Raw genomic sequence first — 14,451 nt, forward strand, 5'->3', positions numbered from 1 at the left:
GTTCCTCGGGAGGTTCGCTTGACGATTTCTCATTCACCGAAAGGAGAGGTGGCACCGATGATGGTCGAGATCACGCGGCCCGTGGAGGAACCCGGGACGGAACGCGTGCTGCGCGTCGAGCCGGAGGAGATCCCGGAGCAGCGGCTCCCGCACCTGCGCACGGTGCTGTGGTGGGTCTGGCCCGCCACCGCGATGCTCACGGGCAGCTGGATCGCGGCGATGGTGCTGGTCGCCGCCTGGAGGACGGCCGACCCCGCCGCGGTGATCACGTGCGGCGTGGCGACCGCCGTGGCGGTCTTCGGCGGGATGGGCCTGTTCGAGCGGCTGGTCGGCACGCCGGGCGCCGCGCTGGGGGCGGGCGTCACCGTCCAGCTGATCCTCTCGCCGTTCGTGGAGAACGGCGTGGTCCCGGGGTGGTCGGCGTCGGCGGGCTGGGTCCTCACCGCGCTCGTGACGGGAGTGCTGATCTGGCGGGCTCACACGCGCCGACCGCCGCTGATACGCACGGCCGACGCCGTGGTGACCTCGTGGGACGCGCTGGCCGAGCTGGCGGGCGCCGCGCGTCCGAGCGGGTCGGGCCCGCTCACCGTCTCCGGGAGGTTCCGGCTGTCGGGGTGGCCGCGCACGGCGCTGCAGGCGGTGGAGCTGCCTGCGAACCCGCCGACCGCGATCGACGCCGTGGTGAGCGTCGAGACCCGGGCGAGCCGGGGCAGCGCGTTCCTGATCCGCAACGACGGCCGGCACGCCGACCTGGTCACCAACGACCACGTCATCGGCACGGCCCGGTCGGCGCGGGTCAGCATCGCCGGCACGGTCCGCAGCGCCCGCCTGCTGCCGCGCCCGGACCCCGACCGGTTCGCCCGGCTCCTCGGCGAGCACGTCCCGCACCTCGACGACGCGCAGCGGCGACGGTTGGCCGAGCAGGCGGATCTGCGCGTCCTCCGGATCGACTCCTCGGGGCTCCACGTGGCGCCGCTCGAGATCTCGACGGCCGGCACACGCGACGCGCTCGCGCTCTCCGTGGGCTACCCGCACGGCGGCGTGCCCCGGTTCGTGTGGCCGGCCAGCCCGGTGCCGCTCCCGGCCATCGGGGTCGGCCGCCTCGTCCTGCGGCACGGGACCGCCGAGCTGTGGACGCCGTGGCGGGTGCAGAGCGGCAACTCCGGCGGACCGGTGCTCGTCCGGGAGGGTGGCCGGCTGCGCGTCGCGGCCGTCACGTACGTGCAGCACGACGGGCGCCGGTCCCTGGGGAACTCGTCCCACATCCCGGCGCCCGTGCTGCGGGCCTACGTCGCTGCCGTCGACGGGTACGAGCCGTGACGGGTTCAGGCCGCGACCGGCTCCAGCACGAAGACCGGGATCTGCCGGGTGGTCTTCTTCTGGTAGTCGGCGTAGTCCGGGTAGGCCGCGACGGCCCGTTCCCACCAGACCGCCTTCTCCTCGCCGGTGACCTCACGGGCGCGGAAGTCCTTCGTCTCCGTGCCGTCCTGGAGCTCGACGTGCGGCTCGGCCCGGACGTTGTGGTACCAGACCGGGTTCTTCGGCGCCCCGCCCAGGGAGGCGACGATGGCGTAGCGGCCCTCGTGCTCGACGCGCATCAGCGGCACCTTGCGCAGCTTGCCGCTCTTGACGCCGCGCGTGGTCAGCAACACGACGGAGCGGCCCTTGATGTCGACGCTCTTCGTCGTCCCGGTCTCGAAGATCTTCTCGGTCTGGTCCCGAACCCATCCGGTCGGGCTGATCTCGTACTCACCGTCGAGTGGCATGCCTGCGCCAACACCGGCGTGGCGACGGATCTTCCCCTCGTCGGCCCGAAAGGGTTACGGTCGGGGGCGACGGGAGCTCGCAGCAGCGGGCTGAGAGGGCGGCTACGGCGCCGCCGACCGCACGAACCTGTCCGGGTAATGCCGGCGTAGGGAGGAAAACATGGCCGAGCCCACGGTGGGCACCACACCCCCGACCGTCATGACGATCGCGGGCACCGACTCCGGCGGCGGGGCCGGCGTCGCGGCCGACCTGCGGGCCATGGCTGCCTGTGGGACGCACGGCTGCGTGGCCGTCACGGCGGTCACGGTGCAGAACACGCTGGGCGTCACCGGCGTCCACCGGATCCCGCCGGAGACGGTGGCCGCGCAGATCGAGTCCGTGGCCACGGACATCGCGCTGGGTGCGGTGAAGACCGGCATGCTGGCCGACACGCCGATCATCGAGGCGATCGTCGACGCGTGCGACCGCGTGGGGATCGGCGGCGCCGGCGTCCCGCTGGTGATCGACCCGGTCGCGGCGTCGATGCACGGCGACCCGCTGCTCGCCGACACCGCCCTCGACTCCTACCGCACCCTGCTCTTCCCCCGGGCCGCGCTGGCCACGCCCAACCTCGACGAGGTGCGGCTGCTCGCGGGCGTCGACGTGCACGACCGCGCGGCCCAGTACGAGGCGGCCAAGGTGATGCACGCCTACGGCCCGCAGTACGTGCTGGTCAAGGGCGGGCACCTGCGCGAGGACACCGACGTGTGCATCGACCTGCTCTACGACGGCCACACCTTCACCGAGCTGCCGGGGCCCCGCTTCGCCACCGGGAACACCCACGGCGGCGGGGACAACATGGCATCGGCCATCGCTTCCGGGCTCGCCCGTGGCATGGCCGTGCCCGAGGCCGTCGCGTTCGGCAAGCGCTACGTGGTCGAGGCCGTGCGGCACTCGTACCCGCTCGGCGGGGGCCACGGCCCGATCTCGCCGCTGTGGACGGTCCGGCCCTGGTGGGAGCAGACCGTCTGAAATCCCGAGAACACAACTGAACACACCGCGGGAGCTCGTGCGCAACGGGCTGAGAGGGCATGTGCAGCCGACCGCAGAACCTGTCCGGGTAATGCCGACGTAGGGAGAAGATCAGCGATGAGCGCTGTCGCGCCGTCCGTCACGACCGGGCCCATCCGGGGCTCGCGCAAGGCGTATCTCGAGGGACCGGACGGGCTGCGGGTCCCGGTCCGCCGCATCGAGCTGTCCACCGGCGAGCACCACGACGTCTACGACACGTCCGGCCCCTACACCGACGACACCGTCGCGGTCGATCTCGCGGCCGGCCTGCCCCGGCTGCGCGAGCCGTGGATCGCCACCCGGGAGCCGGGCACCCAGCTGTCGTACGCGCGGGCAGGCGTGATCACGCCGGAGATGCGCTTCGCGGCCATCCGCGAAGGTGTCGACGCGGAGCTGGTGCGGTCCGAGGTCGCCGCGGGCCGTGCTGTGATCCCGGCCAACCGGCGGCACCCGGAGTCCGAGCCGATGGTGATCGGCAAGAGGTTCCTGGTGAAGGTCAACGCCAACATCGGCAACTCGGCCGTGACCTCGTCCGTCGAGGAGGAGGTGGAGAAGATGGTGTGGGCGACCCGGTGGGGTGCCGACACCGTCATGGACCTCTCCACCGGACGGCGCATCTCCGAGACGCGGGAGCAGATCCTGCGCAACTCGCCGGTGCCGATCGGCACCGTGCCCATCTACCAGGCGCTGGAGAAGGCCGGGGGCGACCCGACCGCCCTGTCCTGGGACCTCTACCGCCGCACCGTGATCGAACAGTGCGAGCAGGGCGTCGACTACATGACGGTGCACGCCGGGGTGCTGCTGCGCTACGTGCCGCTCACGGCGAAGCGCGTCACCGGGATCGTGTCGCGAGGTGGGTCGATCATGGCGGCCTGGTGCCTGGCGCACCACCGCGAGTCGTTCCTCCACACGCACTTCGAGGAGCTGTGCGACATCCTGCGCTCCTACGACGTCACGTTCTCCCTCGGCGACGGGCTGCGGCCCGGTTCGATCGCCGACGCCAACGACGAGGCGCAGCTCGCCGAGCTGCGGATGCTCGGCGAGCTCACCGCGATCGCCCGGGCGAAGGACGTCCAGGTGATGATCGAGGGGCCGGGGCACGTGCCGCTGCACAAGGTCGACGAGAACGTGCGGCTCGAGGAGGAGTGGTGCGGCGGGGCGCCGTTCTACACGCTCGGCCCGCTCGCCACCGACATCGCGCCCGGCTACGACCACATCACGAGCGCGATCGGTGCGGCGCGCATCGCGCAGGTCGGCACGGCGATGCTCTGTTACGTCACGCCCAAGGAACACCTCGGCCTGCCGGACCGTGACGACGTGAAGACCGGCGTGATCACGTACAAGATCGCTGCGCACGCCGCCGACCTGGCCAAGGAGCACCCACGGGCCCAGGCCCGCGACGACGCGCTCTCCGCGGCCCGGTTCGAGTTCCGCTGGCTCGACCAGTTCCACCTGTCCCTCGACCCGGACACCGCGCTCGCCTTCCACGACCAGACCCTGCCCGCCGAACCGGCCAAGACCGCCCACTTCTGCTCCATGTGCGGGCCCAAGTTCTGCTCGATGCGCATCACGCAGGACGTCCGCGACTACGCCGAGGCCCACGGCCTGACGACCGTGGCCGCCATCGAGGCCGGCATGGCGGAGAAGGCGACGGAGTTCACCGAGGGGGGCGGGAGGATCAACCTGCCGCTGGCCTGAGCCGGCGCAACGGGTCAGGCGTAGATGTCGGCCGGTGACACGAGGGGCCACGTTCGGTGGTTTGCCGGGCGCCCTCTTCGTGATCAGGTGTGGCTGGGCGCCCTCGGGTGGGCGCTGCGGCGAATCTCGGACCGATCATGACGGGTTGATCGTTGCGAGATCCCGCTAATGGTCCTCCCGGGGGCGGTCGCAGGCATGTGATCAAGGGGAACCGCTACCCGCGCGGGTGCACCCACCGGCTGATCAAGCGCCCGCGGCCCGCCGACCATGATCGGCCGCCTGGCGTGGAAGCGGCCACATACGGCCGTGGATGCACCGATCCGCGGATCGAACCCCGGCGGCCGGACCGGGGTGCGTCGGGTGCCCCGGTGTGCGTCCGTGCGTGAGCGCCCCGGCGCGGGGGGTGAGCAGCTGGGTGACCGGGACTTCCGCCGTGTGATTGCCGTGCGCGCGGTCGCGGGAATCGCGAGCTAGCATCCCGGTCGATGAGCGAGCCTGCTAGCGAATCAATGTCACAGCGCCTGCGCGGAGCGCCGGCTGAGCGGAGCGAGGCCGAACGATGAGCATCATGGGTACCCGGGTGGTCCGCACAGAGGACCCGGTGTTCCTCTCCCGGGGCGCGACCTACACCGACGACCTGACCGACGAACGGCTGACCGGTGCGCTGCACGTGACGTTCGTGCGGTCCCCGCTGGCCCACGGCCGGATCACCGGGATCGACGTCGAGGCGGCCAAGGCCGCGCCCGGCGTCGTCGGGGTGTTCACCGGCGCCGACCTCGACCTCCCGCCCACGCTGATGTTCCCGGCGGCGAACAGGGCGATGGTCCGGCCGTTCCTCGCCACCGACCGGGTGCGCTTCGTGGGCGAGCCGGTCGCGGCCGTTCTCGCCGAGGACCCGTACCAGGGGCAGGACGCGGCCGACCTCGTGGAGGTCGACTACGACCCGTTGCCGGCGGTGATCGGGCTGAAGGAGTCGCTCGCCGGCGGGACCGTCCTGTTCGAGGATGCGGGCACCAACCTCGCCCTGGCCTTCGACGACCAGGAGTTCGACGAGCACGTGTTCGACGGCTGCGACGTCGTGGTGACGCGCGAGATCGTCAACCAGCGCCTGGCGGCGTCCCCGCTGGAGACGCGCGCCGCCGCGGCCGCCTGGGGCGACGACGGGCGGCTCACGCTGTTCGCGTCCTCGCAGAACGCGCAGATGGCCCGGGACGAGGTGGCGGGCTGGCTCGGCATCGAGGCGGCGAACGTCCACGTGATCCTTCCGGACGTCGGCGGCGGGTTCGGCGCGAAGATCGGTGGCGACCCGATGTTCGCGGTGGTCGCCTGGCTCGCGAAGCGGGTCGGCCGGCCGGTCCGCTGGGCCGAGACCCGCTCGGAGAACATGACGGGGATGCTGCAGGGCCGCGCCCAGCTGCAGACCGTCACGATCGGCGGTCGCCGCGACGGCACCGTCCTCGCCTACCGCCTGGACGTGCTCGCGGACACCGGTGCCTACCCGGCGATCGGCACGTTCCTCCCGTTCTTCACGCGGCAGATGGCGCCGGGCGTCTACGACATCCCGAACGTCGAGTCGCGCGCCCGGATGCTCGTCACCACCACCACGCCCACCGGCGCCTACCGTGGCGCCGGCCGCCCGGAGGCCACCGCGGCGATCGAGCGGGCGATGGACCTGTTCGCCGCCGAGATCGACATGGACCCGGCCGAGGTGCGCAAGCGCAACGTCGTGCCGCCCGACAAGTTCCCGTTCACCACCAAGGGCGGGGGCGGCGGGGCCGTCTACGACACCGGCGAGTACGCGAAGGCGATCGACCGCGTGCTGGAGGCGGGCGGGTACGCCGACCTGCGGGCCGAGCAGGCCGCGCGGCGCGAGCGCGGCGACGCCGTGCAGCTCGGGATCGGCATCTCCTCGTACGTCGAGATCACCGGGGGCGGGGAGTTCCGCGAGGACGCCGCGGTCGAGGTGCACCCCGACGGCACGGTGACCGTCCTCACCGGCACCTCGCCACACGGTCAGGGTCACGCGACGGCGTGGGCGATGCTGGCGAGCGAGCACCTCGGCATCCCGATCGCGAAGATCACCGTCAAGCACGGCGACACCGACCTGATCCCGCGGGGTGTCGGCACGATGGGTTCGCGGAGCCTGCAGACCGGCGGAGTCGCCGTCTACCAGGCGGCGGGCGAGCTGGTGGAGCTGGCCAAGCAGCGCGCGGCCGATCTGCTGGAAGCGAGTGTCGAGGACCTCGAGGTCGCGGAGGGTCGCGTCACCGTGAAGGGCACCGGCGCGGGCATCGACCTCGCCGAGCTGGCCGAGAAGGAGCAGTTGCGGGTCGACACCGCGTTCGACAGCGGGGCGGCCTCGTTCCCGTTCGGCGCGCACCTGGCCGTGGTCGAGGTCGACGTCGAGTCGGGCAAGGCGGTCGTCGACCGGATCATCACGGTCGACGACGCCGGTCCGGTGCTCAACCCGCTCCTCGCCGAGGGGCAGCGCCACGGCGGCATCGCGCAGGGCATCTCGCAGGCCATGCTCGAGGAGGTCGCCTACGACGCCGACGGCAACCCGCTCACGGCCACGTTCGCCGACTACGGGTTCCCGTCCGCGGCGGAGCTGCCGAGCTTCACGCTGCTCGACATGGAGACGCCCACCCCGCTGAACCCGATCGGGGCGAAGGGCATCGGCGAGGCCGGCACCATCGGCGCCACGCCCGCGGTGCAGAGCGCCGTCGTCGACGCCGTGTCGTACCTCGGCGTCCGACACATCGACATGCCGACCACCCCGCTGCGGGTCTGGGAGGCCATCCAGGCCGCCGGAGGCGCGAATGAGTGAGAAGGTCCAGATCACCGTCAACGGTCGGCCGACCACCGCGGAGGTCGAGCCGCGACTGTTGCTCGTGCACTACCTGCGCGACGTGGTCGGGCTCAAGGCCACGAACATCGGCTGCGACACGACGTCCTGCGGTGCGTGCACCGTGCTGCTCGACGGCGAGTCGGTGAAGGCGTGCACGGTGCTTGCGGTGCAGGCCGACCAGCAGTCGGTCACCACGATGGAAGGGCTCTCGCCCGACCCGGAGCACCTGCACCCGGTGCCGGCGGCGTTCCACGCCGAGCACGGGCTGCAGTGCGGTTTCTGCACGCCGGGCATGGTGATGGCCGCGGTCGGGCTGCTGCAGGAGAACCCGCGTCCCACCGAGCGGGAGGTGCGCGAGGGCCTGGAGGGCAACCTCTGCCGCTGCACCGGCTACCACAACATCGTCCGGGCCGTCCTGGCCGCGGCGGGGAAGGACCCGGCCGAGGCCGAGGACTCACCCGCCGAGCTCGCCGCGCCCGGCTTCTCCACCGGGAGCCCCGCATGATCCCCGTCGGGTTCGAATACGCGCGCCCCGAGTCCGTGAACGCCGCGCTCGCCCTCCTGGAGGAGCACGGCGAGGACGCCACCGTGCTCGCGGGCGGCCACTCGCTGCTCCCGGTGATGAAGCTGCGGCTGGCGGCGCCCGAGCTGGTGATCGACATCGGCAAGATCGGCGAGCTGCAGTACATCCGCGTCGACGGCGACGAGGTCGCGATCGGTGCGGGCACGCGGCACCGCACGGTCGAGGTGTCCGACGTGCTGGCCACCGAGTGCCCGCTGCTGCCCGCGGTCGCGCGCACGGTGGGCGACCCGCAGGTGCGTCACCGCGGCACGCTCGGCGGCTCGCTCGCCCACGCCGACCCGGCCTCCGACCTCCCCGCGGCCGTGCTCGCGCTCGGCGGCACGGTGGTGCTGCGCAGCCCGCGCGGCGAGCGGCAGGTGCCGATCACCGGCTTCTACACGGGCGTGTTCTCGTCGGTGAAGGAGCCGGACGAGCTGATCGTCGAGATCCGGGTGCCGCGCACCCGTGCGGTCGGTTGGGCGTACGAGAAGTTCACGCGGCGCGCCAACGACTGGGCGATCGTCGGCGTTGCCGTGATCGACGGCCGGGTCGGGCTGGTGAACATGGGGTCCACACCGCTGCGCGCCTCGCAGACGGAGGCCGCGCTCGCCGACGGCGCCTCCATCGAGGAGGCCGCCGCGCTCGCCGACGACCGCACCGAGCCGCCCACCGATCTCGCCGCCACCGCCGACTACCGGCGCCACTTGGCGCGTGTACTCACCCGCCGGGCGCTCAGCACTGCCGCCAACGGGTGACGCACATCCGGGTCCAAGTTTTCCGGATCCGTGCGTAGCTGCCCCGTACGGGGGAAAGACTTCGGTATGGCCCCCGACGAGGCTGTTGCGCTCGGCGACGTCCCCCGTGTCGTCGCCGGCCGCTATGAGCTCGGGGCGGTGCTCGGCGCCGGCTCGTCCGCCGTCGTGCACCGCGCCCGTGACCTGCGGCGTGGTGTCGAGGTAGCGATCAAGTGTTTCCGGCCGGGTGCGTCGGAGCGCGATCTGAGGCAGCAACGCCAGGAGATGGCGCTGCTCGCACGTCTGGACCATCCGGGTCTCGTCCGGCTGCACGACGGCGGGCTCGTGGACGACTGCCCGTTCGTCGTCACCGACCTGGTCGAGGGGCCCACGCTCGCCGAGCGGATCGCCACCGGCGCGCCGCTCGCCCCGGGCGCGGTGCGCCGGCTCGGCGCCCACCTCGCCGACGCGCTGGCCTACGTGCACGCCGCCGGCATCGTGCACCGCGACGTCAAGCCGGCGAACGTCCTGCTCGGCATCGCCGGGCGCCCGCGCCTCGCCGACTTCGGCATCGCCCGCACCGTCGAGGCCACCGCGGCCACGGCCGACGGCTGCGTCGTCGGCACCGCCGCCTACCTCGCGCCCGAGCAGGTGCGCGGGGAGGACGTGGCCCCGGCCACCGACGTCTACGCGCTGGGCCTGGTGTTGTTGGAGGCCGTGACGGGGCAGCGGGAGTACCCGGGCGCCGCGGTCGAGTCCGCCACCGCCCGGCTGTACCGCTCGCCGGTGGTGCCCCCGGGGCTGCCCGCCGGGCTCGGCACCGTCCTGACCTCGATGACCCAGGACGACCCGCGTCGCCGCCCGCCGGCGGCCGCCGTGGCGGTCGCGCTCGCCGCGGACCCGGCCTCGCCCGCCGCCGCGCTGGGGCTCGTGTCGTCGGTGCGCTCCCGGGTCGTGCGCCACGGGCGGCACCGGCTGGGCCGCCCCGGGACGCGGCCCATGTCCCGCATCGCGCTCGCGGCCCTCACCGCGATCGTCGCGATGCTCTCCGTCGCCGCCGCGCCCGCGAACCCGCCGACCCCCGCCACAACCGTCGCCGACGTCAACGACCGGCTGGAGCTCTCCGCGCGGCTGCGCTGACGCCGCGGACGGGACGGCCCACCTGCTCTACTCCACCAGCCCCGCGTCCTGCGCCGCGATCGCCGCCTGCACGCGGGAGCGCAGGCCGAGCTTGGTGAGCACGCGGGAGACGTGCGTCTTCGTGGTGGCCTCGGTGATCACCAGCTCCGTCGAGATCTCCGCGTTGGACAGGCCGCGGCCCAGGCAGGCGAGCACGTCGGTCTCGCGCGGGGTGAGGTCGTCGAGGCCGGGCGGACGGACCGGTCTGCGGGCGGGGGCGCCGAGCCGGGCGATGACCCGCCGGGTGATCTCGGGGGCGAGCACACCGTCGCCGCGGGCCACCGCGCGCACCGCGGAGAGCAGCGCCGGTGCATCCACGGATTTGAGCAGGAAGCCCGCGGCGCCGGCGGCGAGCGCGGAGTCCACGTACTCGTCCAGGTCGAAGGTGGTGAGCACGAGCACGTCGCAGACCGACCCGCCCACGAGCCTGCGGGTGGCCTCGATGCCGTCGATGCCGGGCATGCGGATGTCCATCAGCACGACGTCCGGTTCGCGGTCCCGGGCCATTCTGACCGCGGCGAGCCCGTCGGCGGCCTCCCCGACCACCGTGATGTCCGGGGCCGAGTCGAGGATCATCACGAGGCCCGTGCGGATCGCGGCCTGGTCGTCGGCCACCACCACGCGCACCGGCTCGGTCACCGCGACGCTCCGGCCGGCGCGGGCACCGGCAGCACGGCGCGCACGCGCCAGCGGCCGCCGTCCGGCCCCGCGGTGACGGTGCCGCCCACGGCGTCCACGCGCTCGTGCACGCCCAGCAGCCCGGTGCCGGTGCCCCCGCCGGGTGGCGCGCCGGGCACGAGGTCGTTCTCGATCTCGATCACCAGTTCTCCGTCGTGGTCGTCCAGGTGCAGGCGGACCCGGCCGCCCGGCGCGTGCTTGGCGGCGTTCGTCAACGACTCCTGCACGATGCGGAACGCCGCCAGGTCGACCGCGGCCGGTAGCTCGGCCGCGCCGCGTGCGTCGTCCACGTCGACCCGGAGGCCGGCGCCCGCGGCGGACCCGAGGAGCGCGTCGAGCCGCTCGAGGCCGGCAGGAGCGGTGCGCGGGTCGCCGTCGCCCGCGCCGTCCGCCCGCAGCAGGCCGATCATCGTGCGCATCTCGGCCAGCGACGCCACGCTGTCGCGGCGCACGGACTGCAGCACCCGCCGCAGCACGGCCGGGTCCGGATCCGGCAGGTTGAGCACCGCCTCGGACTGGATCGCGATGCCCGACAGCTGCCCCGCGATCACGTCGTGCAGGTCGCGGGCCATCCGGGCCCGTTCGGCCGCCACCGCGGCGGTGCGGTCCAGATCGGCCATCCGTGCCGCCTGCTCGGCACGCTCCCGTTCGGTGTCGGCCCGCCCGCGGTGCAGGCGCACCTCCCGCCCCCACAGCACCGGCACGGCGAGCACGAGCCCGAGGTTGAGGATGACGAGCACGGCCGCGCGGCCGCCCTCGAAGGCGAGGCTGACGAGCGCGGCGCCCCCGGCGACGGCCGCGGTGGCGCCGGCCACCGTCCAGCTGAGCCGCTCCGACGTGTAGAGGACCGCGCAGTAGAGCAGGTCGCCGATGATCATCATCATGGCGAGCGGCACGGTTCCCAGCTGCACCATCCCGACGAGCACGAGGCAGCCGACCGCGAGCCCGAGCACGGGCCGGGGGCGGCGCTGCGTGTGGCCGAGCGCGGCGACCGCGAGCAGGCCCAGCAGGGCCCATGCCGGCGGTTCCGCGTCGTTCAGGCGGAGGGCGACGTCGGGGACGGTCAGGTACAGCAGCACCCCGAGCGCGAAGAAGCCGGCGACGTAGAACCCGTCCTCCAGCCGCTCGCGGTCCGCAGGCCAACCCGTCACCCGGCCATTGAACACGCGCCGGCCGGGTGTTCGCGTCGATCGAAGGTGGTACGTCCGACCAGGAGGTGCAGGGCCACCGCGATCGCGGTCGCCACCGCGAGGGTCACGAGCTCGGCGGACGTCGATGTGGACGGGAAGAGCCCGGACGCGCCGTTGTACGCGGCGTGCACCGCCACGGCCGCCGCGACGCCGCCGCGCAGCCGCTCCGACACGACCCAGATGGTGTAGCTCAGCGGCACGAACGTCGCGAAGAACAGCAGTGCCTGCACGCTGAACAGGCCGATCTCGGACTGCGTCGTCCCGGTGACCAGGAACAGCGGGACGTGCCACACCGCCCAGGCGAGGCCGAGCAGGACCGCCGTGGGCACCGGCGCGAGCAGGCGGCGGAGCCGGGGCTGCGCGTAGCCCCGCCAGCCGAACTCCTCCGCCAGCGGGCCGGCGACGAGCACGTACCCGACCACCGCCAGCGGCCCGCCGACCGTGGCCGCCCGTGCGCTCGCGACCGCGGGGTCGAGCGTGCCGTCGACGAGGGCACCCGCGACCGTCGGTGCGGCGCCCAGCAACAGCGCCGCCGGCAGCCAGCGACCGACGGTGCGGAACGGGTTGTCCCCGCGCGGGCGGCGTCGCCCGCAGCACCACAGGAGGAGCGCGACCGCCGTCGGCCCGAACGTGCCGATGACGAACAGGAGTTGCGGCAGCGGCTGGGCGACGTCGCCCCCGGCGAGGAGGGCCGCGCCCCACAGCAACCAGCTGCCCGCGAACGTTCCGACGAAGAACAGCAGCAGATCCCGCCGCGATGTGTCGACCATGGGAAGAACGCTATGGACGCCCGGTCTCCGCGTCCCTGGCGAATGCCCCCGCGCTGCCGGTGGGGCATACCCGAGTCGTTCCAAGGTTGTAGGCGGGATCGATCCCTCGCCCGACGACGCGGGCGCCGCCACCGGTGATCCTCTTCTCCCATGACCGTGACGACCGGGCGGATCGACGCCCTCGACGTGCTCCGGGGCGTCGCGATCCTCGGCACCCTCGGCACGAACGTGTGGCTGTTCGCCGACCCGGGAGGGCCCCTGGCGTGGTTCTCCCAGGCGTTCACCGCCGCCGGCCCGCTCGAGACCGCCCTGCGGACGGTCACCAACGGCAAGTTCCTCGCGCTGCTCACGCTGCTGTTCGGGGTGGGGCTCGAGCTGCAGTACCGCTCGGCCGTGCGCCGGGGGAACCCGTGGCCCGGCCGGTACCCGGTGCGCGCCGCGATCCTGTTCGTCGAGGGCCTCGTGCACTACGTCCTGGTGTTCGAGTTCGACGTCCTGATGGGCTACGCGATCGCGTCCTTCCTCGTCGCGTACCTGGTGGGCCGCAGCGACCGGGTCGTCAGGGCCTGGGCCGGCACCGTCGGGGCGGTCTACGTCGCGGTGCTGCTCGCGGTCACCGCGCTGCTGCTGATGACGCCCGACGTGGCGCCGTCCGGCTCGGCGTCCGACCCGGCCCTCACGGCGAGCTGGCCGCACCAGGTGCTGCTGCGAATCGAGCACGCCGCGCTGCTGCGGGCCGAGATCGTGCTGATCGTCCCGTCGGCGGTCGTGCTGTTCCTGGTGGGCTCCCGCCTGGTGCGGGCCGGCGCGTTCACCGAGGCGGGCGGGAGGCTCCGCCGCCGGCTCACGGTTCTCGGGCTGGGCGCCGGCGTCCCGCTGAACGCCCTCGCGGCTGCCGGTGGCCCGGACTGGTTACTCGTGGACCGGTACCTAGTGCCGCCGCTGGTCGCGGTCGGCCTGCTCGGGCTCGGCACGACCCTGGTGCAGCGCGCCCGCCGGGAGGCCGGCCGGATCCGGCGCGGCCTGACGGCAGTCGGCCGCACCGCGCTCTCGTGCTACATGCTGCAGAACGCGCTCGCCGCGGTGCTCTGCTACGGCTGGGGATTCGGGCTGGCGGAGCGGTTCGCCGGCTCCGGCCCGTGGTTCGTGCTCGCGCTCTGGGCGGGCATCTCCGCGGTCCTGCTCGCCGCCGCGCCGGTGTGGTTGCGCCACGCCGACCGGGGGCCACTGGAGCTGCTGATGCACCGGATGCACGGCGCACGCGGTCTTCCCCGGCACGTTCGCGGAGCTGGTTGCGGTGGCCGGGGCGAGCCGGTCGACGTGGCGGAGGCGGCGGGAGCGTTCAGCCGGCCCAGGTGACGATCAGCTGGTCGACGCGTTGTTGATCGTCGAGGACGAGGTAGGTGATCATCCCGAGTCCGCCGAACGGGAGCTGGCGCACGGGACCGTCCGGATTGGAGTCGTTGACCGGCAGCCCGTTCCACGGGACCAGCTCCACGACGGTGAGCGCTTCCACGAGCGCGGTGAGTGCAGCTTGCGGAAGCGCCGCGATCTGCTGGTCGGCCAGTGGGTCGATGTCCAGCGAGTAGCTCACTCCGGTAGCCCGAGCTCCGCCTTCGGCTGGCTCCACGGCGTGGCCTCGGGGTGGCGTTCCCCGGTGGTGTATCGGTGTTCGGCGCTGGCGAGCACGGCTCGATAGCGATCCGGTCCGGTAGCGGTGGTCACCCATGCCACCCGCCGCCAGGTGTTCAGCGTCCGGTGGACCTCGGTGAGATCGAGGTCGCGGGTGGCGCGGGCCATGACGTCCTGCCACTGGCGGTGGAACTCGGCCGCGTCCTCAGGGAGGAGAGCGGCGCGCACCTGTGCGGGGGATGCGTCGGCAAAGGGAGGCCGATCGGGTGCCGGAGCGGACGCGGCGGCGGTCATGACGGCACGATAGCCGGGGCCGACGACATCGGAGGTCGATTCGCGGCTG

14 protein-coding genes are annotated in these 14,451 nt (G+C 73.3%); 8 read left to right on the forward strand and 6 right to left on the reverse strand.

All coding sequences use genetic code 11. The features are described 5' to 3' along the window. Nucleotides 1-57 precede the first annotated feature (57 nt). Nucleotides 58-1,320, forward strand: a complete 1,263-nt coding sequence (locus ACU436_RS32290; protein WP_459030810.1) for a trypsin-like peptidase domain-containing protein — start codon at nt 58-60, stop codon at nt 1,318-1,320. Nucleotides 1,321-1,325: 5 nt separating this feature from the next. Here ACU436_RS32290 and ACU436_RS32295 read toward each other — a convergent pair whose 3' ends face one another. After that, a complete protein-coding gene (locus tag ACU436_RS32295; RefSeq protein WP_459030811.1) occupies nt 1,326-1,766 on the reverse strand; it encodes a nitroreductase family deazaflavin-dependent oxidoreductase in 441 nt (146 codons plus the stop codon). A gap of 160 nt (nt 1,767-1,926) precedes the next feature. Here ACU436_RS32295 and thiD point away from each other — a divergent pair, with 160 nt between their 5' ends. The 6 genes from thiD to ACU436_RS32325 all read left to right on the forward strand — a co-directional run bounded on the left by thiD (nt 1,927) and on the right by ACU436_RS32325 (nt 9,799). Next, complete coding sequence (thiD, locus tag ACU436_RS32300; RefSeq protein ID WP_459030812.1) at nt 1,927-2,778, forward strand: bifunctional hydroxymethylpyrimidine kinase/phosphomethylpyrimidine kinase; 852 nt, start codon at nt 1,927-1,929, stop codon at nt 2,776-2,778. Between the two features lie 117 nt (nt 2,779-2,895). Then, nucleotides 2,896-4,515 carry a phosphomethylpyrimidine synthase ThiC gene (gene thiC, locus ACU436_RS32305; protein ID WP_459030813.1) on the forward strand — a complete coding sequence of 540 codons (1,620 nt, stop codon included), beginning with the start codon at nt 2,896-2,898 and terminating at the stop codon, nt 4,513-4,515. 559 nt (nt 4,516-5,074) lie between these two features. Further along, nucleotides 5,075-7,342, forward strand: coding sequence for a xanthine dehydrogenase family protein molybdopterin-binding subunit (locus tag ACU436_RS32310; protein ID WP_459030814.1), 2,268 nt, complete (start codon nt 5,075-5,077; stop codon nt 7,340-7,342). After that, complete coding sequence (locus ACU436_RS32315) at nt 7,335-7,868, forward strand: (2Fe-2S)-binding protein (RefSeq protein WP_459030815.1); 534 nt, start codon at nt 7,335-7,337, stop codon at nt 7,866-7,868. The genes ACU436_RS32310 and ACU436_RS32315 overlap by 8 nt, the downstream gene beginning before the upstream one ends. Next, nucleotides 7,865-8,680, forward strand: coding sequence for an FAD binding domain-containing protein (locus ACU436_RS32320; RefSeq protein WP_459030816.1), 816 nt, complete (start codon nt 7,865-7,867; stop codon nt 8,678-8,680). The genes ACU436_RS32315 and ACU436_RS32320 overlap by 4 nt, the downstream gene beginning before the upstream one ends. A gap of 66 nt (nt 8,681-8,746) precedes the next feature. Beyond that, nucleotides 8,747-9,799 carry a serine/threonine-protein kinase gene (locus ACU436_RS32325; protein WP_459030817.1) on the forward strand — a complete coding sequence of 351 codons (1,053 nt, stop codon included), beginning with the start codon at nt 8,747-8,749 and terminating at the stop codon, nt 9,797-9,799. A gap of 27 nt (nt 9,800-9,826) precedes the next feature. Here ACU436_RS32325 and ACU436_RS32330 read toward each other — a convergent pair whose 3' ends face one another. From ACU436_RS32330 to ACU436_RS32340, 3 genes are read right to left on the reverse strand one after another with little or no spacing between them, the layout of a single operon-like run. Beyond that, entirely contained in the window at nt 9,827-10,477 is a 651-nt protein-coding gene (locus tag ACU436_RS32330) for a response regulator (protein ID WP_459030818.1), read from the reverse strand. After that, complete coding sequence (locus ACU436_RS32335; protein ID WP_459030819.1) at nt 10,474-11,667, reverse strand: sensor histidine kinase; 1,194 nt, start codon at nt 11,665-11,667, stop codon at nt 10,474-10,476. Before ACU436_RS32335 ends, ACU436_RS32330 begins: the two co-directional genes overlap by 4 nt. Continuing rightward, on the reverse strand, nt 11,664-12,476 hold the full coding sequence (locus ACU436_RS32340) for a CPBP family intramembrane glutamic endopeptidase (protein WP_459030820.1): 813 nt from the start codon (nt 12,474-12,476) through the stop codon (nt 11,664-11,666). Before ACU436_RS32340 ends, ACU436_RS32335 begins: the two co-directional genes overlap by 4 nt. A 150-nt stretch (nt 12,477-12,626) precedes the next feature. On the opposite strand from ACU436_RS32340, the gene ACU436_RS32345 reads away from it, so the two are divergent. Continuing rightward, nucleotides 12,627-13,835, forward strand: a complete 1,209-nt coding sequence (locus ACU436_RS32345; protein WP_459030821.1) for a DUF418 domain-containing protein — start codon at nt 12,627-12,629, stop codon at nt 13,833-13,835. Here ACU436_RS32345 and ACU436_RS32350 read toward each other — a convergent pair. Together ACU436_RS32350 and ACU436_RS32355 are read right to left on the reverse strand one after the other, a co-directional pair. Further along, nucleotides 13,819-14,070 (reverse strand): hypothetical protein, encoded by a 252-nt coding sequence (locus ACU436_RS32350; RefSeq protein ID WP_459030822.1) that lies wholly within the window; start codon nt 14,068-14,070, stop codon nt 13,819-13,821. The genes ACU436_RS32345 and ACU436_RS32350 overlap by 17 nt on opposite strands. Then, the gene (locus tag ACU436_RS32355) at nt 14,067-14,402 is read right to left on the reverse strand and encodes a DUF6247 family protein (protein ID WP_459030823.1); all 336 of its coding nucleotides are present in this window, start codon (nt 14,400-14,402) and stop codon (nt 14,067-14,069) included. Before ACU436_RS32355 ends, ACU436_RS32350 begins: the two co-directional genes overlap by 4 nt. Nucleotides 14,403-14,451 lie beyond the last annotated feature (49 nt).

The sequence above is a fragment of the Pseudonocardia wallangbongensis genome, from assembly GCF_054486945.1.